Source organism: Pseudomonas sp. PD9R, assembly GCF_019200975.1.
Lineage (GTDB): Bacteria > Pseudomonadota > Gammaproteobacteria > Pseudomonadales > Pseudomonadaceae > Aquipseudomonas.
On the sequence record NZ_JAHTMR010000001.1, the window covers coordinates 907,270 to 924,732 of the forward strand.

15 protein-coding genes and 1 pseudogene are annotated in these 17,463 nt (G+C 58.9%); 8 read left to right on the forward strand and 8 right to left on the reverse strand.

Annotated elements, in window-relative coordinates:
- Positions 1-112: 112 nt before the first annotated feature.
- From KUF73_RS04145 to KUF73_RS04165, 5 genes are all read right to left on the reverse strand, one after another.
- Positions 113-598, reverse strand: a complete 486-nt coding sequence (locus KUF73_RS04145; RefSeq protein ID WP_218436758.1) for a flavin reductase family protein — start codon at positions 596-598, stop codon at positions 113-115.
- A gap of 12 nt (positions 599-610) precedes the next feature.
- Positions 611-2,092: an aldehyde dehydrogenase gene (locus KUF73_RS04150; RefSeq protein WP_218436759.1), complete on the reverse strand. Its 1,482-nt coding sequence runs from the start codon at positions 2,090-2,092 to the stop codon at positions 611-613.
- Positions 2,089-2,922, reverse strand: coding sequence for an alpha/beta fold hydrolase (locus KUF73_RS04155; protein ID WP_218436760.1), 834 nt, complete (start codon positions 2,920-2,922; stop codon positions 2,089-2,091). Before KUF73_RS04155 ends, KUF73_RS04150 begins: the two co-directional genes overlap by 4 nt.
- Before the next feature lie 45 nt (positions 2,923-2,967).
- Entirely contained in the window at positions 2,968-3,558 is a 591-nt protein-coding gene (locus KUF73_RS04160) for an amino acid synthesis family protein (RefSeq protein ID WP_218436761.1), read from the reverse strand.
- Between the two features lie 147 nt (positions 3,559-3,705).
- A complete protein-coding gene (locus KUF73_RS04165; RefSeq protein ID WP_218436762.1) occupies positions 3,706-5,154 on the reverse strand; it encodes an L-lactate permease in 1,449 nt (482 codons plus the stop codon).
- Between the two features lie 130 nt (positions 5,155-5,284).
- Here KUF73_RS04165 and KUF73_RS04170 point away from each other — a divergent pair, with 130 nt between their 5' ends.
- The 6 genes from KUF73_RS04170 to KUF73_RS04195 all read left to right on the forward strand — a co-directional run bounded on the left by KUF73_RS04170 (position 5,285) and on the right by KUF73_RS04195 (position 12,179).
- Positions 5,285-5,773 carry an Lrp/AsnC family transcriptional regulator gene (locus tag KUF73_RS04170; RefSeq protein ID WP_218436763.1) on the forward strand — a complete coding sequence of 163 codons (489 nt, stop codon included), beginning with the start codon at positions 5,285-5,287 and terminating at the stop codon, positions 5,771-5,773.
- Between the two features lie 232 nt (positions 5,774-6,005).
- Complete coding sequence (locus KUF73_RS04175) at positions 6,006-7,529, forward strand: CoA-acylating methylmalonate-semialdehyde dehydrogenase (protein WP_218436764.1); 1,524 nt, start codon at positions 6,006-6,008, stop codon at positions 7,527-7,529.
- A 78-nt stretch (positions 7,530-7,607) separates the two neighbouring features.
- Positions 7,608-8,243 carry a TetR/AcrR family transcriptional regulator gene (locus KUF73_RS04180; protein WP_218436765.1) on the forward strand — a complete coding sequence of 212 codons (636 nt, stop codon included), beginning with the start codon at positions 7,608-7,610 and terminating at the stop codon, positions 8,241-8,243.
- An 83-nt stretch (positions 8,244-8,326) separates the two neighbouring features.
- A complete protein-coding gene (locus KUF73_RS04185; RefSeq protein ID WP_218436766.1) occupies positions 8,327-9,994 on the forward strand; it encodes a GMC family oxidoreductase in 1,668 nt (555 codons plus the stop codon).
- Between the two features lie 24 nt (positions 9,995-10,018).
- Positions 10,019-11,272, forward strand: a complete 1,254-nt coding sequence (locus KUF73_RS04190) for a CaiB/BaiF CoA-transferase family protein (protein ID WP_218436767.1) — start codon at positions 10,019-10,021, stop codon at positions 11,270-11,272.
- 37 nt (positions 11,273-11,309) lie between these two features.
- Complete coding sequence (locus KUF73_RS04195) at positions 11,310-12,179, forward strand: enoyl-CoA hydratase (protein WP_218436768.1); 870 nt, start codon at positions 11,310-11,312, stop codon at positions 12,177-12,179.
- A 70-nt stretch (positions 12,180-12,249) separates the two neighbouring features.
- On the opposite strand, the gene KUF73_RS04200 is transcribed toward KUF73_RS04195, so the two are convergent.
- Positions 12,250-12,639 (reverse strand): tautomerase family protein, encoded by a 390-nt coding sequence (locus KUF73_RS04200; RefSeq protein WP_218436769.1) that lies wholly within the window; start codon positions 12,637-12,639, stop codon positions 12,250-12,252.
- A gap of 127 nt (positions 12,640-12,766) precedes the next feature.
- Between KUF73_RS04200 and KUF73_RS04205 the strand changes: the two genes are divergently transcribed.
- Positions 12,767-13,705, forward strand: coding sequence for a LysR family transcriptional regulator (locus KUF73_RS04205; protein WP_218436770.1), 939 nt, complete (start codon positions 12,767-12,769; stop codon positions 13,703-13,705).
- A gap of 81 nt (positions 13,706-13,786) precedes the next feature.
- On the opposite strand, the pseudogene KUF73_RS04210 reads toward KUF73_RS04205, so the two are convergent.
- A pseudogene (locus KUF73_RS04210) lies at positions 13,787-13,969 on the reverse strand (NUDIX domain-containing protein); the annotation flags it as partial.
- A 129-nt stretch (positions 13,970-14,098) separates the two neighbouring features.
- Here KUF73_RS04210 and KUF73_RS04215 point away from each other — a divergent pair.
- On the forward strand, positions 14,099-14,434 hold the full coding sequence (locus tag KUF73_RS04215) for a GFA family protein (protein ID WP_256345357.1): 336 nt from the start codon (positions 14,099-14,101) through the stop codon (positions 14,432-14,434).
- 995 nt (positions 14,435-15,429) lie between these two features.
- Here KUF73_RS04215 and KUF73_RS04220 read toward each other — a convergent pair.
- On the reverse strand, positions 15,430-17,289 hold the full coding sequence (locus tag KUF73_RS04220; protein ID WP_218436772.1) for an ABC transporter ATP-binding protein: 1,860 nt from the start codon (positions 17,287-17,289) through the stop codon (positions 15,430-15,432).
- Between the last annotated feature and the right edge of the window lie 174 nt (positions 17,290-17,463).

The window sequence follows — 17,463 nt, forward strand, 5'->3', positions numbered from 1 at the left end:
CCCTGTAGGAACTGTGTAGGAGCTGTCGAGTGCAACGAGGCTGCGATCTTTTGATTCTAAAAAGGGCAACATCAAAAGATCGCAGCCTGCGGCAGCTCCTGCAGGAGGCCTGTCAGGCCAAAGTGGGCAACGGGCCCAATTTGCCTTTGTGGTAGATCATTGGCGTGACGGGCTGCGCGGGGAGAATCAGGTTCTTCACCGCGCCGACGATGATGGCGTGATCGCCGCCGTCGTATTCGCGCCACAGTTCGCATTCGATGATCGCCGTGGCCTTGGCCAGCAGCGGGTTGCCGAGTTCACTCAGGTGCCAGTCGATGCCGTTGGCCTTGTCCTTGCCCTTACCGGCAAAGGCATAAGCTTCGGCAGTCTGGTCGGCGGACAGCAAATGAATCGCGAACTGCTTGCTGTCGCGCAGCACCGGGTAGGTGTCAGAGGCATAGTTGGGGCAGAACAGCACCAGTGCCGGATCAATCGACAGTGCACTGAAGGCGCTGGCGGTGATGCCGACGATGCCGCCGCTCGGGTCCAGCGTTGTCACAATCGTGACGCCGGACGGGAACGAGCTCATGACGTCTTTGTAAATGCCGGGTTCGATCATTTCTCAGGACTCCTAGCGCATCACAAACGGATCAGGCATCGGTGCCTGGGAAAGGTTGATCCACACCGTTTTCAGCTCGGTGTAGGCCAGCACCGAATCGATGCCGCTTTCGCGTCCATAGCCGCTGTTCTTGAACCCGCCGATCGGCGCCATGGCCGAAACCGCACGGTAGGTGTTGACCCAGATGATTCCGGATCGCACGTCGCGGGCCAGACGATGGGCGCGGCCCAGATCCCGGGTCCAGATGCCGGCGGCGAGGCCGAACTGCGAGTCGTTGGCGATCGCCAGCGCTTCGGCTTCGTCCTTGAAACGGATGACCGAAGCCACCGGGCCGAACACTTCTTCTTGCATGATCTTCATCGAGTTGCGGTCGCACTCGAACAGCGTCGGTTCGTAGAACCAGCCGTCGCCCAAGTTCTGCGGACGCTTGCCACCCAGGCGCAGGCGCGCGCCTTCGGCAATCGCATCAGCGACCAGACCTTCAACCACTGCCAGTTGCTGCGCCGTGGCCATCGGGCCCATTTCACTGCTGTCTTCCTGGGGGTTGCCTATGCGGATGCGCTGGGCGCGTTCCACCAGGCGATCTACGAACTCGTCGTAGATTTCGTCCTGCACCAAGAGGCGTGAACCGGACACACAGCTCTGACCGGAGGCGGCGTAGATCCCGGCAATGGCGCCGTTGATCGCGCTGTCGAGGTCGGCGTCGGCGAAGATGATGTTCGGCGACTTGCCGCCCAGTTCCAGCGACAATTTGGCGAAGTTCTCGGCGCTGCTGCGCACCACATGCCGCGCCGTCGCTGCACCGCCCGTGAAGGCGATTTTGCGGATTAGCGGATGACGGGTCAGGGCCGCGCCGGTGCTCGGGCCGTAACCGGTCACGACGTTGACCACTCCCGGCGGAATCCCGGCTTCCAGCGCCAGTCGTGCCAGTTCGAGAATGGTCGCCGAGGCATGCTCGGAGGGCTTGATCACGATGGTGTTGCCCGCCGCCAACGCCGGCGCAAGCTTGATTGCGGTCAGGTACAGCGGGCTGTTCCAAGGGATGATCGCCGCGACCACGCCCATGGCTTCGTGCACGGTGTAGGCAAACAGGTCCGGCTTGTCGAGGGGCAGGGTGCCGCCTTCGAGCTTGTCGGCCAGGCCTGCGGTGTAGTGGAAGAACTCTGGCAGATAACCGACCTGACCACGGGTTTCTCGGATCAGCTTGCCGTTGTCGCGGCTTTCCAGCTGGGCCAGTTGTTCCTTGTTTTCGGCGATCAGATCGCCCAGACGCCGCAGCAATTTGCCGCGAGCGGTGGCGGTCAGGCCACGCCAGGCCGGGCTGTCAAAAGCGCTCTGCGCAGCCTGTACGGCGCGCTCGACGTCGGCTTCGTCGGCATCAGGCAGTTCAGCCCAAGGTTCGGCCAGGGCCGGGTTCAGGCTTTCAAAGGTCTTGCCGGAGAGGGCATCAACCCATTCACCGCCGATGCACATCTGGAAGCGTGCGAGTGTCATGCAACGATCCCCTTTATTTGGTTTTGTCGGGAGTGCGCTTTGGCGAGAAATTCCAGCAACAGCTGGTTGACCAGGCGCGGCGATTCTACGGGCATCATATGCCGCTGCTCGGCGAGTACGGCAACCGTCGCGCCGGGAATGCGCTCGGCCAGTTGCTGTGCCATTTCCGGGGTCGAGCCCGGGTCCAGTTCGCCGGTGGCGATCAGCGCCGGCACCTGAATGCTGGCCAGATCGTCTGCGCGGTACATGTCTTGGGTCGCAAACAGTTCATAGGTGGTCAAATAACCCTGGGGATCATTGCCGGCCAACGTTTGGCGAATCGCGGCAATCTGTGCCGGATTGGCTGCCTGGTATTCACGGCTGAACCAGCGCGACAACGCGGCTTCGGCGTTGGCGTCCGGCCCGTGCTCCGCCGCTTGTGCGGTGCGGGCGATGACCCCGGCGCGTTGTTCGGCGCTGCGATTGAACACGCTGTTGAGCACCACCAGGCTTTGCAAGCGTTGCGGGTAATGCAGGGCAAAGGCCCGCGCCACCAACCCGCCCATGGAAAAGCCGATCACCGCCGCTTTAGGCAATTGCAGATGATCGAGCAACTCCAGCAATTGGTCGGCATAACCGAGCAGCGGCGTACCGCTTTTGGGGCGCGGACTGGCGCCATGCCCGAGCATGTCATAGGCGATGACGCGGTATTGAGTGGCCAGGCCAACAATCTGGCCGCCCCACATTTCTTTATTCAGGCCCACGCCGTGGATCAAGACCACGGGCTGGCCTTGGCCGGTCGCCAGGTAACTGGTTCCAGCCGGGGTGCGTTCAGCGGTGAGCCGAATCATGGAGCGCTCCTGCATACCTTTTTGTTGTCGTTATCCCGGCCGGGCTTATTGGGCTTTCTCGGCCGCCAGCTCTTCCAGATCGATGTAACGGTTACCGATGCGCGGGTGCAGGCGGCCGCCGTCGGCGCAACCGAGTACCACGACGATTTCGTCGGCACGCGGGGCGTCTTCGATCTGCATTTCCAGGGTGATGTAGTGCGAACGCAGGCCTTCATCGTCCTTGTGCATCATCGGGATCTGAATGGAAGTGCCCGGGCCGCCGCGCTTGTTAGTGAAGCTCAGGTAGCTCTTGGCTTTCACGGCTTCGCGGTAGTGGTTACCAAAGCGCAGGGTATGGATGACGGCTGAAGCGTGTTCGATTTCGCCATCGGCACCGACCACGGCGGCTTTGCCATAAGCTTCAATCTTCTCGGCTCCGCCGATGATGCCCACCAGACGTTCAACCATCAGCGCGCCGAGATCGGAGCAGTTAGCGCGGATCTGCGGCTTCAGGTCTTCAACGAAACCGTTGCCCAGCCACGGGTTCTTCATTACCACGGCCAGGCCGACCATGGTCACAGGCGTATCGGTGGCCTTGCCGCCTTCAATAAAGGTTTCTTCGACATAGCTGACGATCTTGCGGATTTCGAAACTCATGAGCTGCTCCATTTCAGGGTGGAAAGTGTCTGTGCGTATGATGGTATACCATAATACCGGATGCGCAAGACCCTGAAATGGGTTTCTGGTCGGAAGGCGATGAAAAGGAGAGATGAGGGGGCGGCGGCTATTAACCCATCACAGGAATCAACTCAGGAAACCCGCGACCATCGCGACCAGCGCCGTATTGAGACAAACCAGTGCGAAGCCAAACCGGATCAACTCGCTTTCTTCCTCGGCGTCGGTTTTTGCCAATCCCACGATCAGCATGACGATCGACATCGAGCCCAGTGCCGCATGACCTGCCGCGCTGTTCTGGACCGCTGCCAGCAACAGGCGAGCCGGTTCGGGCAGCAGTGCAATGGCCGGCATGAAGATCGCGTTGCCGCCAACGTTAGAGCCGGTCATGTAGCCTGACAGCGCACCGAACAGGGCAACCAGTGGCGTCGCGGCGGTGGGCGGAAGACCAGCCAGCAGCTGCATCAATCCAGCCAGAAAGCCTGCCTTTACCATCATTTGCGACATGGCCAGAAAGAAAAAAATGGTCAGCAGTGGCCGTTTCGCTCGCGCCGCCAACGCCTGGGGGAGGCTGATATCAAGTGATGACTGGCGCGGTGTGGCGCGTGCGCGAAGCCACATGCCCCCCAGCACCAGAAGCAGCGCCAGCCCGGGCGAGGCCAATGGCTTCCAGTTAACCTGGGCGCCCGCCACGACCCAATGGTCCTGCCAGGAGGTGATCGTCCAGACCATCTTCAAACCGACAATGCAAACAATCAGCACCAGATACGGCCATGCCTGACGCGGCCATTGCACCGCACGGTGCTCGCTATCACTGCGGCGCAGTCGCCATAGCCCCACTGCCAGCACCGTCACTGCTGTCGCCATACCTGCACAAACGCCGGCTACTTCCGGCCCGAACCAGCGACTGGCACCGTAAAGCACAGCCATGAACAACAGCCAGAAAGCGCCCAGTGCACCCCATGCGCGCGGTTCTCGAACACCTGCCAGGTAGAGCGCTATCGCACTGAGGGCGAGAAAAACCGGCGCGCTGGCCAGTGCTGAGGTCGAAGCCAGCGCAGAGGCGTCCAGGTGAGCCAGCGAGGCGCCAATGACCGATGCCAGCCCGAGCGTCCCCCAAGGCATGATTGCCATGCCGACCAGCGCTATGCGTAACGCGACCCTGCGCTCGAAGAGGCTCAGCAACAGCGGCACCGTTGCGATCAGTGACACGCCGAAGCCGGTCATCGCCTCCAGCAATGGCGCCAGTCCAAGTACGATGAACACGACTTGATCGCCGCGGCCCAACCCCAGCGAACGCACCCATTGGCTCAGCGCCAGGTTGACGCCCAGGCGTTCGATCAAAATCACGAAAGCCAGCCCCGGCACGATCACGAAAGCGGTGCTCGCAAACAGCACCGCCGTATCCTCAGTGGCGGCCACCATACTGCCAAGGTGCCAGGCATCGGCAGCACCCGCGAGCCACAGCATCACGACCAGTAAAGTGCCTGCGATGGCGGCTTGAACAGGCGGGCGACGCAGCACGACGAGCATGGCGGTGACCAGCAGAATCGGGGAAAGATGAAACAGTGCGTCCATGCCAAAAGTATCCTGTAAGCGCTCCCGAGCAGCTGCGGATGCAGGCTCTGGGCAAGATAATATTTCGCATGACTGGATAAAGGTTCGCAGTTTTCTGGTAGTTTTCGAGAAAATTTATCGCCGGCCTACCATGATAAAAAACACCGCTGTCTCCCAATCGCTGGATAAATTCGACCTGGCCATCCTTGACCTTGTACAGCGTGACAACACCATGGCGCTGCGCCTGATTGCCGAACAGGTCAATCTTTCCACGGCCGCCGTTCAGCGACGCCTGAAGCGAATGGAGGAGGGCGGCGTCATCACCGGTAACGTCGCCATCGTTGATCCCACCGCCATAGGGCGGCCGATCACCATCATTGTCGAAGTCATGGCCGAGCGCACCAGCCTCGAAGCACTGGAGGCGATGAAGGCGCATTTCGCGGTGCCCGAAGTGCAGCAGTGCTACTACGTCACTGGCGAAGTGGATTTTGTCCTGGTGTTGACCGTCGCCAGCATGCAGGAATACCAGGCATTGGCGAGGCGACTGTTTGCCGAAAACACCAACGTCACCTGGTTCAAGACCATCGTGGCGCTGGACCGGGTGAAGGTTGGGCTGGCGGTGCCGAGCATGCCGGGTTGATTGGAGGTTCAGAAGGTTTTTGCGCTGCTACTTCTGTGCTTCTTTCCAGTGATTTGGCTTTCGTCGACGGTCGGGCTTGCGAGGGTATCTGAAGGGCTGATGTGCAGGAATTCGACTAATTGATTGTTCGCTACAGCGAACAATCAATTCAGGTTATTGCCGTAGTCAGGGCGATAACCGCTGCCTACTCTGGGGTTGAAATTTTAGTTCATCCACCGCAGCGAGCCCCGTCATGACTCATGTTAGCGACAACCAAGAAATTGCCCAGTACATCCACGGCGCACACGTCGCCGGCAGCGGTGTCCGCACTCAACCTATCTACAATCCCGCCACCGGCGCCGTCAGTAAGCATGTGCGCCTGGGCAACTCGCAAGACGTAGACGCGGCAGTCGCCTCCGCCGAAGCGGCCTTTCCCGCCTGGTCGAACACGCCGCCGATTCGCCGGGCGCGGGTATTGTTCAAATTTCTGGAACTGTTGAACCAAAACAAAGACGAACTGGCGCACCTGATCACTGCCGAGCATGGCAAGGTCTTCACCGATGCCCAGGGCGAAGTGGCCCGTGGTATCGACATCGTCGAGTTCTCTTGTGGCATTCCGCAATTGCTCAAGGGCGACTTCTCCGATCAGGTGTCCACCAACATGGACAACTGGACGCTGCGTCAACCACTGGGTGTCGTCGCCGGCATCACGCCGTTCAACTTTCCGGTGATGGTACCGATGTGGATGTTCCCGGTGGCGATCGCGGCGGGCAATACCTTCATTCTCAAGCCAAGTCCGACCGATCCTAGCGCCAGTCTGTTTATGGCTGATCTGCTGAAAAAGGCCGGTTTGCCTGACGGCGTATTCAACGTGGTGCAGGGCGACAAAGAGGCCGTTGATGCGCTGCTGGTCCACCCGGATGTGAAGGCGGTGTCCTTCGTCGGCTCCACGCCAATCGCCAATTACATCTACGAAACCGGCGCTCGCCACGGCAAGCGCGTTCAAGCCCTGGGCGGCGCGAAAAATCATATGGTGGTCATGCCTGACGCTGATGTCGATCAAGTGGTCGACGCACTGATCGGCGCGGGCTATGGCTCGGCGGGCGAACGCTGCATGGCGATCTCGGTTGCAGTGCTGGTCGGCGACGTGGCTGACAAAGTCATGCCAAAACTGCTGGAGCGTACCAAAGCCCTGAAGGTCCTCAACGGCAGCAACCTGGCCGCTGAAATGGGCCCGATCGTCACTCCGGCTGCCCATGCCCGTATTACCGGCTACATCGAGCAAGGCATCAATGAAGGTGCGAAATTGCTGGTCGACGGCCGCAACTTCAATGGCGCGGACGCCGGCGAAGGTTGCGAGGAAGGCTTCTGGATGGGCGGCACACTGTTTGACCACGTCACTCCAGACATGCGCATCTACAAGGAAGAAATCTTCGGCCCGGTGCTTGCCTGCATGCGCGTGGCGGATTTCGCCACCGCCGTGAAATTGGTCAACGATCACGAATTCGGCAACGGCGTGGCCTGCTTCACCCGCGATGGCAACGTGGCACGTGAATTCAGCCGTCGCATTCAGGTCGGCATGGTCGGCATCAACGTACCGATCCCGGTACCCATGGCCTGGCAGGGCTTTGGTGGCTGGAAGAAGAGCCTGTTTGGTGACATGCATGCTTACGGAGAAGAAGGTGTGCGGTTCTATACCAAGCAAAAATCCATCATGCAGCGCTGGCCCGAAAGCATTGGCAAAGGTGCCGAGTTTGCGATGCCGACGGCGAAATAAAGTCGCTGTTTGTGTGACGGGGATGCTTGCGTGAGAAATCGGTTGATTTACCAAGACGATCAGTCTAATACTCGGCCCATGATCAACATTATTGCTATCCCTCGCAAGCGTGGTCGCCCGGCGAAAGCCGCTGGCGACTTCCGAGAGACCCGTGAAACCCTGTGTCGTGCGGGTGTCGCCGCCTTGACGGAGAAGGGGTTTTCGGCCACCGGCATTGACGAAATACTCAAGTCAGTCGGCGTGCCCAAAGGCTCCTTCTACCACTTCTTCGCGAGCAAGGAAGCGTACGGCAGTGAGCTGATCACGCTTTACGCCCGTTACTTCGTGCGCAAGCTGGATCGGTTCCTGCTCGACGAGAGCCTGACACCGCTCCAGCGCATCGAAGCCTTTTGCGAAGAAGCAGAGCGTGGCATGCAGCGCTTCGATTTCCGCCGGGGTTGCCTTGTCGGCAACCTGGGACAGGAAATGGGCGCGCTGCCGGAATCCTTTCGCGCACAACTGACCGATGTCCTGCTGGACTGGCAGGCCAGGTTCGAGCGCTGCCTGGACGAGGCCAAGGCCGCCGGCGAAGTCTCCACGAATGTCGATAGCGCGCGTTTGGCGGCGTTTTTCTGGATCGGCTGGGAAGGCGCTGTTCTGCGCGCCAAGCTTGAACGCAACGGCGAGCCGTTGCGGTTATTTGCAGACCTGTTTTTGATGAGCCTGAGGTCTTAGGCTCTTTTTTTTCACCCTTTATATACGATCGGTCTAATTAATATGGAAGCCTTTGAATCGTTCGTTAGAAGTGAGGCGTCCCAATGAGTGAGCCAACTTTCGACTACATCATCATCGGCGCCGGCACGGCCGGCTGCTTGCTGGCCAACCGGCTCAGCGCCTATCCAAAGCATCGGGTATTGCTGCTCGAAGCTGGCGGCCCGGACAACTATCCGTGGATTCACATCCCCGTGGGTTACCTGTATTGCATCGATAACCCGCGTACCGACTGGCGTTTCCGAACGGCACCATCGGCCGGTCTCAACGGCCGTGAATTGCTCTATCCACGGGGCAAGACACTGGGCGGAAGTTCAAGCATCAACGGCATGATCTACATGCGCGGTCAGTCTCAGGATTACGATCACTGGGCCAGCGTCACCGGCGATGACGAGTGGAATTGGGATACCTGCCTGAAAGACTTCCGTGCCCACGAGGACCACTATCGCCTTGATGCTGCGATAACCGAGGGCGAAAGCAGCCAGGCCGCACGCTTCAGAACCTTGCACAGCAACGGCGGCGAATGGCGCGTTGAAAAACAACGCCTGCGCTGGGACATTCTTGATGCTTTCGCCAAAGCGGCAGAGCAGGCCGGTATTGCAGCAACCGATGACTTCAATGGCGGTGACAACCGCGGTGTCGGTTACTTTGATGTCAATCAGCGCAGCGGTTGGCGCTGGAACGCTTCCAAGGCGTTTCTGCGGCCGATCCTCAAGCAACGCCCGAACCTCAGTGTCTGGACTGGCGCGCAAGTCTCGCGCCTGCGGTTTGAACAGCGTGAGGACGGGCATCAAGTCTGTTGTGGGGTCGAACTGATTCACGAAAGCCAACAGCGCAAAGTCCGGGTCAGCCGTGAAGTGATCCTCAGCGCCGGTGCTATCGGCAGTCCTCAATTGCTGCAGCTCTCAGGTATTGGCGACGCCGCTTTGCTCAATGACCACCAGATTCCGGTGGTGCGGCATTTGCCCGGCGTGGGTGCAAACCTGCAGGACCATTTGCAGATCCGCTCGGTGTACAAGGTGCATGGTGCGCCGACCTTGAACACCCAGGCGACCACGCTCCTGGGCAAGGCCGCCATCGCCCTTGAATACGCGCTCAAACGCAGTGGGCCGATGAGCATGGCGCCCTCGCAACTGGGCATCTTCACCAGCAGTGATGAGTCTTATACCCAACCCAATCTCCAGTACCACGTACAACCCTTGAGCCTGGAAGCGTTTGGCCAACCGCTACACACGTTCCCCGCCATCACCGCCAGCGTCTGCAACATCCACCCGACCAGTCGCGGCACGGTATCGATTCGCAGCGCGGATTTCCGTGATGCGCCGATCATTGCACCCGAGTACTTGAGCACTGACGAAGACCGTCGCGTGGCCGCTGATTCGTTGCGCGTGACCCGTCGCATCGCGTCACAGCCGGCGATGGCGCACTTTGTCCCCGAGGAATACAAACCGGGCATTCAGTACCAGACCGACGAGCAACTGGCGCGCCTGGCAGGCGACATTGGCTCGACGATTTTCCATCCGGTGGGCACGGCGAAAATGGGCAAGGCCTCTGATCCCATGGCCGTCGTCGACAGCCATTTGCGTGTACACGGCATCCAGGGTTTGCGGGTTGTCGATGCGAGCATCATGCCGACCATCACCGGCGGCAACACCAACAGCCCGACGCTGATGATCGCGGAGAAAGCCGCACGCTGGATCATCGCCGGTCACTAATCCATCTAAAGAGGAAATAAAACCATGGATTTCTCGCAAGGCCAGCCTGCCAAGAAGGGGCCTTTGGACGGCATCACTGTCCTGGATTTTTCGCGTGTTTTGTCAGGTCCGTATTGCACGATGGTGCTTGCCGACCTCGGCGCCCGCGTGATTAAGGTTGAACGACTGGCCACCGGCGACGATACACGTGCCTTTGGCCCTTTCGTCGAGGATGATTCCGCGTACTTCACCTGTTTCAACCGAGGCAAGGAAAGCATTGCGCTGGACCTCAAAAGCCCGCGAGACCGTGAGCTGGTCGAACGTATGCTCGCCGAGGCCGACGTCCTCGTAGAAAACTTCCGGCCGGGCGTGATGGACCGCCTGGGCTACGGTGCCGAGCGGCTTGCGCAGACTCATCCGCACCTGGTTTATGCCTCCATTTCAGGGTTCGGCCAGACCGGCCCCATGAGTGATCTGCCGGGCTACGACATGGTGGTCCAGGCCATGGGCGGCATCATGAGCCTGACCGGCTGGCCCGATGCACCGCCGGCGCGCGTCGGCACCAGTTTTGGTGATCTCAGTGCCGGGCTGTTTGCAGTGATCGGCATCCTCTCGTCGCTGTACAAGCGAACTCGGGACGCGCAGGGCTCGCGGGTGGATATCGCGATGCTGGACTGCCAGGCGGCACTCATGGAAACCGCGTTGGCGACGTACGACGTAGAAGGGAAGGTGCCAACACGCACCGGCGACGCCCATCCCTCGCTCTCGCCGTTTGAAGCGTATGACGCACAAGACGGACGCTTCATCATCGCGGCAGGTAATGACCAGTTGTTCATGCTGATGGCCGACGCGCTGGGCAGCCCGCAAATGGCGCTGGAGCCGCAGTTCCTCAGCAATGCCCAGCGTTGCCGCAATCGCCCGGCGTTGATCCAGGCGATCCAGGCGATCACGTTGACCGCCCCGATAGCGCACTGGATCGACCGGCTCAACGAAGCCGGTGTGCCGTGCTCGCCGATCAACACCATCGACAAACTGTTCGAGCATCCGCAACTGGCGGCACGCAACATGATCATCCAGGTGCAGGGCGAGGGTGGGCGCGCTTTCCGCACTGCCGGCAACCCGATCAAGCTCAATGCCTACGCCGACATCGATGTCACCACGCCGGTGCGTGCCCCAGGCCTGGATGAGCATCGCGAACGCATCCTCTCGCAGCTGATGTCACCCACCGGAGACTATGCACCGGCCACGGGTGCCTTCGACGAATCGCTGCTGCACGACGCTATCCAGACCATCGCCTGACTTTTCCAGCCTACTTACTTCCCCAGGAGAATCCTCCATGACAGCCGCAACCGCTCCAGTTACTCCAGACAAAAAAGCCACGACCACCAACATCAAGTCCAGCAACGAGACACAGAGCCCAGGCGCATCGTTGCCTCGCTACGAATCGATCCTGGTCGAACGACGCGAACGCGTCGGGCTGATCACGTTGCACAGACCCAAGAGCCTCAATGCACTGAGCGTGGCCATGTCCCGCGAAGTGGTCGCGGCGCTGCACAGCTTCGATGCCGACGACAACATCGGCGCCATCGTCATCGCCGGCAGCCCCCGGGCATTTGCCGCCGGTGCGGACATTGAAGAAATGGCCGAGAAGACCTTCGTCGAACTGCAGCAACACGACGTCTTTGCTGCCTGGTCGCAAGTGCACACGGTCAGCAAACCGATCATCGCGGCCGTCAGCGGCTATGCACTGGGTGGCGGTTGCGAACTGGCGATGATGTGCGACTTTATTATTGCCTCGGAAGACGCGCAGTTCGGCCAGCCGGAAATCAAGCTGGGTATCCTGCCCGGAATCGGCGGCTCGCAGCGCCTGACCCGATCGGTTGGCAAGGCGCTGGCGATGGACATGATCCTCACCGGTCGCACCATCAATGCCACCGAAGCCAAAGCTGCCGGGCTGGTTGCGCGAGTCGTGCCTTCGGCTGATCTGCTGCAAACCGCGCTGGAAGCCGCACACACCATCGCCGGCTACAATGCGCCCGCCGTCCGAATGGCCAAAGAAGCGGTCAATCGCGCACTGGAAGTTAGCCTGAGCGAAGGCATGCTGCACGAGCGCAGATTGTTCCAGGCCGCATTTGCGACTGATGGACAGAAGGAAGGCATGCAGGCGTTTCTGGCCAAGCGAGCGCCGGTTTTTCGGCATCGTTAATGAAGGGATTTTCGAGGTAGGGCAGGGGAGCAATGATTGAATCTGCTCCCCTGTAACGCCTGTGTGAGGGTTAGAGCTCGCCCGTCAGAAACTGTGCCCGTCCGTTGCCGAAACTCCAGTCGGCATCGTTGTTGATCACAATGGAAACCATCACGTCGCTCGGCTGGATATTGCAATGGGTCTGCAGCTCATGGGTGAGCAGTTCGTAGAATTTGATCTTCGAGGCTTCACTGCGCGGCCTGCTGGTGACGCTGACAATGATCACGTCGTTCGTTCTCGGGATATCCAGCCCGGTATCTTCGACGATCATACGGCTGGCGCGGTGTTCATTGACGATCTGATAGCGATCGCGTTCGGGCACTTCAAAAGCTGCAACCATCGCACGATGCGCAGCATCCAGTAATGCTTTGAGCTGCGCGTCATCACGACCTTCTACAACATCGAATTTCATCAGAGGCATGTGGGTAATCTCGGTTCTGGATGGAATGCCTGCTTCGCAGGTCCTGGTGCCCACACTAAGCGCTTGATTTGTTCATGACGAGGTGCAAAATTCGAATTAATTGTTTGCCTGGGAGAACAATCAAATCATGCTGAAAGTGGAAGTCGAAAGGCTCTGGACCCACCTGCACTGGTTGGCGATCCTTGCAGAGCAGGGCACCTATACCGCGGCGGCGATCAGGCTGGGCGTGAGCAAGTCAGCGGTGAGCCAGCGAATTGCCGAACTGGAAAAAGCCACGGGGCTGAGTCTCGTATTGCGCACAACGCGCAGTGTGCGCTTGACCGATGCCGGGAACGCCCTGGTACGTGACGTGCGCAGTGCCTATGAGCAAATTGCCTGCAGCTTTTCCGATGTTCGCGACTCTGCCGGTGCGGCACGGGGGCTGATAAGGCTGACGGCTCCGGTCGCGTTTGCCCGTCAGCAATTGATTCCGGAACTGGCTGGCTTCTTCAAGGAATATCCCGAAGTCAAAGTGCAGCTGGACGTTTCCGATCACATTTCTTCCATCGCTTCGGAGGGGTTTGATCTGGCGGTTCGGCACAGCAATCAGATCCCGGATACCCACGTTGCCTGGCGTTTGTGCGCGACGCACTCAGTGCTGGTTGCGACCCGCAGCTATCTGGAAAAATTCGGTGAACCTCAAAGCCCAGAGGATCTGATCGAACACAACTGCCTGTACTACCCGCGAGGCAACGATACGCCTGCCTGGGCGTTTGAAGGCCCCGGCCCCTCGCAAGGGGCAGAAAAGCGGCTGACTGTTCCCATCAAAGGCACCTTCGCAACCAACAACAGTGAAGCGTTGCGTGATGCGGCCTTGACTGATCTGGGTATCGCGCTTTTGCCCGACTTCAGCGCTCAAGCCGGACTCAAGAGCGGAGCTTTGGTGCAGGTCCTGCCGACGTGGAAAATAGTCGGCGCCTTCCCGGAGGACATTTATCTGGTGCGCCCTTATTCGGCCCATGTGCCCAGAGCCGTCAGCGTTTTCGTCGAGTACCTGCGCGGGCGTTTCACGGCTGGTTTTATCTGACAGGCTTCCACTGGAGAAATGGTGCACACGACTTATTCCAGCAGCGAGAGCGTCCTGAGCAGGTCGTGGAGACCTTCAGGCCCCCAGTTCGTCCTGCACCTCCCGGACAACGGCATCCGCACTTCTTTCCCCAAACTCGATGCCGCCCCCAATGGGGCGGTAGAGGCTGAGTTGCTTTTCGTCATCGTAGAACCGATTAACCAGGATCTTTCCACGATGATGAAAAATGCAAAGTGCGAGAGGGCGGATGCGTTGCTCGGACACCAGTAAAACTCCTTGTAAGAAACGGCTTGCGATAAGTCCATCTTGTGATCAACGACCGAAGGTGTTCGACCGAAAAAATCGAGGCTACTACTATGATGGCGACTCTTACACTAGAACCGGTAAATATTAATGACTTCTTCAAAAGAGATACCCGTGGGATCAGGGCAATGCCTTTGCGGGGCTGTACGCTTTTCCCTGAGGGTTGAGCCACGATTTTTTTATCGTTGCCATTGCACCCTGTGCCGCAAGCAAACCGGGGTCGGCCATAATCTCGCCACGCTGGTCAACACTCGCGACTTTCAATGGGACGAAGGACAAGATGCGATCACCAGTTGGCGCAAACCCAGCGGGTACAGAAATGACTTTTGCTCCCAATGTGGTTCAACCGTACCTAACGTACTTCGCGAGACGCCTTACATCTGGATTCCGCTTGGACTTCTCGATACCGAATTGAACATGGAGTGAATTGGCGATTTTTGCACGGATGACGCTATGCCCTGGGATGAACAACGCTCGGGGAAAAATTACTGCGCATCGCCGGATTCACTTGGTTATCTTCTGCAGGAACTTCAGGTCACCATTGATTGACTGAAGAATCTGGTCGGCTCAGGGACGAATGGGATGCCATTTCTTAGAAACGTGAGGCTACATTGCCTGGCCTGTCGACGATCTCCGCAATGTCAATAATGCTCCCGATTTCGATTGTGACTGAATCTAGGTGCTCAATCGGTGACTACGGACGCCACGCAAAACGCCACTCGTGCTGCAAAGTGAATTGGAATGGCTTTGAGAAAACTGCACCAAATTTGCTTTGTCTCCCATATGAAACGGCAGCATCAAAACCGGCCCACTCAGGAAGACATACTTCAGCGGCTGAGTGAAACCGATTACAAAACTCTACTACGTCATGAATGACTAAACAGGCGTCAGTATTAGGAAATTCGTCAAATAGATGTTCATCCCAACGCTTTGAGAAACATACGGTCAAGTAGTTTGTTCCAACTTCTGACCTATAGACGACCTCACCGATTGGTTTGATAGATTGCCCAGTGCTTTCAAGAGTGACGTACACAGAGCCTGCGGGGGATTTGCTAATACGAACCAGCTCATCATCGTGTCTCGCTGAATCCACCTCGTGCTGCTTATAGTCGGATGCCGGCCGAAGACGAAACTCTCCAAGCTCGAGTGATCGCTCTAACCACTTTCGTTCCGAGTATCGATAAAGTTTTGGCGGACGGGTAAGGTCGATTTCCATAAGCTCCTACCGTGACATTAGGTGTTCTAGCCGCCCTCTCGGGACGATTAAGCACACTGTATCTTTACCAAATGACAAGCCGGTCCTTGCCTGCTCGTAAAACTCACCAGCATTCTGTCCAGCAACCGCTTGCATACCCTACCTTCCACGTCCTGCTGCAATCGACCCAGTTCACCCATGCAATTCGTCCCTGGGCCGTTCACGCTCATGCCTGATCCAACGCCTCTGCCACCCCTCGATCCTCACCCAGGAACCCGCCACTCTGATGGTGCCAAAGCCGCGCATAGATGCCGTTTCTGGCGAGCAATTCGGTGTGGGTGCCCTGTTCGACGATCCGTCCATCATCCATGACAATCAGTCGATCCATCGCCGCAATCGTGGACAGCCGATGGGCGATGGCGATGACGGTTTTGCCCTCCATCATTTCATCGAGGCTTTCCTGAATCGCCACTTCGACTTCCGAGTCCAGCGCGCTGGTGGCTTCGTCAAGTAGCAGGATGGGGGCGTTCTTGAGCATCACTCGGGCAATTGCGATGCGCTGGCGCTGACCACCCGAAAGCTTGATGCCGCGCTCGCCCACCAGGGTGTCGTAGCCGCTGTGACCTTGCCGGTCGCTCAGTTGGCTGATGAACTCATCAGCCTGGGCATTGGCGGCGGCATTGCGGATTTGTGCGTCGCTTGCATCGGGTCGGCCATAGGCGATGTTGTCGCGAATGGAGCGGTGCAGCAGGGACGTATCCTGGGTGACCATGCCGATGGCGCTGCGCAGGCTGTCTTGCGTCACGTGCGCAATGTCTTGCCCGTCAATGCGGATCTGCCCGCTGTCGACATCATAGAAGCGCAGCAGCAAGTTGATGAGCGTGGATTTTCCTGCGCCGGAGCGGCCTACCAGGCCGATTTTTTCGCCGGGTCGAATGTTCAGGCTCAGGCCATTGAGCACCTGGCGTTCGCCATTGTAGTTGAAGCTCACATTGTCGAAGGTGACCGCCCCGGCGGAAGGTACCAGCACGCCCGCGTTCGGTGCATCCTGCACCTTTGGGCCGCGGGTAAGGGTTGCCATGCCATCCTGAACGGTGCCGATGCTCTCGAAGAGCGAGGTCATTTGCCACATGATCCAGTGCGACATGCCGTTGATACGCAACGCCATGGCGGTGATCGCCGCCACGGCACCTGTGCCGACCTGACCCAGGTGCCACAGCCAAAGCGCATAACCGCCTGCAGCCATGATCAATGCCACCACCAGCGCCTGGTTGACGATCTCGAATTGGCTGACCAGGCGCATCTGGCGAAAACCGGTCTGCTTGAAATCCTCCATGGCCGCGCGCGCGAAGTGCGCTTCACGGTTGGAGTGAGAGAACAGCTTCACTGTCGTGATGTTGGTGTAGGCGTCTGAGATACGTCCGGTCATCGAGGAGCGCGCATGGGCCTGTTCCTGTCCGACTTTCCCCAAGCGGGGCACGAAGTAGAGCATGGCCAGGCCGAATAACACGATCCAGGCAATGAAAGGCAGCATCAGTTTCAGGGCAAAGCCGCCGGCCAGTGCGATGATCGCGATGAAGTACACCCCGATGCCGGGGGCGATCTCGATAAGGGTGAATAGCACGTCACGCACGGCCAGCGCAGTCTGCATCACCTTGGTAGTGACGCGGCCGGAAAACTCATCGGAAAAGAACGAAAGGCTTTGCCGCAGCATCAGGCGGTGGAAATCCCAGCGCAGCCGCAACGGCAGATTGATCGCCAATATCTGGTGCTGCACCATGGTACGTAATGCCACTAGCCCGACGCTGGTCACCATTACGATGCCCATGCCCCATAACACGCGACTTTCCTGCACAGCCGCATCACCGCCTGCCTGCCAGGTCGAGAGCAGATCCACAACCTGGCCGAGGAAAGCAAACAGCCACGCTTCGTAGACCGACACACCGGCACTGAGCAGCGCGAATGCAAGAATATAGCCGCGGGCACCCCGTGTGCACGCCCAAAGGAACCGAGCCAGACCTTCGGGCGGCGGCGGTACCTCGTCTGGCGGGAAGGGGTCGAGCCTTTGTTCAAATGCGCGAAGCATGGTGGTCTCCGAAACGATCAATTAAAGGGGATTCTGCCATTTAAAAGTTGCCTTGAGGGTTATGTGCCAATAACGACTATGGTGCTATTGGCGTGTTGCCCTGGAAGTTGTGTGTCTACGTCGGCCCCGTCTCTGTCTTCGAGAGCTTGCCATAGTTGCGGAACTGCAACAGCG

Coding starts and splice junctions, on each gene's coding strand:
- KUF73_RS04145 (WP_218436758.1), bottom strand. CDS start 598: ATGATCGAACCCGGCATTTACAAAGACGTCATGAGCTCGTTCCCGTCC.
- KUF73_RS04150 (WP_218436759.1), bottom strand. CDS start 2,092: ATGACACTCGCACGCTTCCAGATGTGCATCGGCGGTGAATGGGTTGAT.
- KUF73_RS04155 (WP_218436760.1), bottom strand. CDS start 2,922: ATGATTCGGCTCACCGCTGAACGCACCCCGGCTGGAACCAGTTACCTG.
- KUF73_RS04160 (WP_218436761.1), bottom strand. CDS start 3,558: ATGAGTTTCGAAATCCGCAAGATCGTCAGCTATGTCGAAGAAACCTTT.
- KUF73_RS04165 (WP_218436762.1), bottom strand. CDS start 5,154: ATGGACGCACTGTTTCATCTTTCCCCGATTCTGCTGGTCACCGCCATG.
- KUF73_RS04170 (WP_218436763.1), top strand. CDS start 5,285: ATGATAAAAAACACCGCTGTCTCCCAATCGCTGGATAAATTCGACCTG.
- KUF73_RS04175 (WP_218436764.1), top strand. CDS start 6,006: ATGACTCATGTTAGCGACAACCAAGAAATTGCCCAGTACATCCACGGC.
- KUF73_RS04180 (WP_218436765.1), top strand. CDS start 7,608: ATGATCAACATTATTGCTATCCCTCGCAAGCGTGGTCGCCCGGCGAAA.
- KUF73_RS04185 (WP_218436766.1), top strand. CDS start 8,327: ATGAGTGAGCCAACTTTCGACTACATCATCATCGGCGCCGGCACGGCC.
- KUF73_RS04190 (WP_218436767.1), top strand. CDS start 10,019: ATGGATTTCTCGCAAGGCCAGCCTGCCAAGAAGGGGCCTTTGGACGGC.
- KUF73_RS04195 (WP_218436768.1), top strand. CDS start 11,310: ATGACAGCCGCAACCGCTCCAGTTACTCCAGACAAAAAAGCCACGACC.
- KUF73_RS04200 (WP_218436769.1), bottom strand. CDS start 12,639: ATGCCTCTGATGAAATTCGATGTTGTAGAAGGTCGTGATGACGCGCAG.
- KUF73_RS04205 (WP_218436770.1), top strand. CDS start 12,767: ATGCTGAAAGTGGAAGTCGAAAGGCTCTGGACCCACCTGCACTGGTTG.
- KUF73_RS04215 (WP_256345357.1), top strand. CDS start 14,099: ATGACTTCTTCAAAAGAGATACCCGTGGGATCAGGGCAATGCCTTTGC.
- KUF73_RS04220 (WP_218436772.1), bottom strand. CDS start 17,289: ATGCTTCGCGCATTTGAACAAAGGCTCGACCCCTTCCCGCCAGACGAG.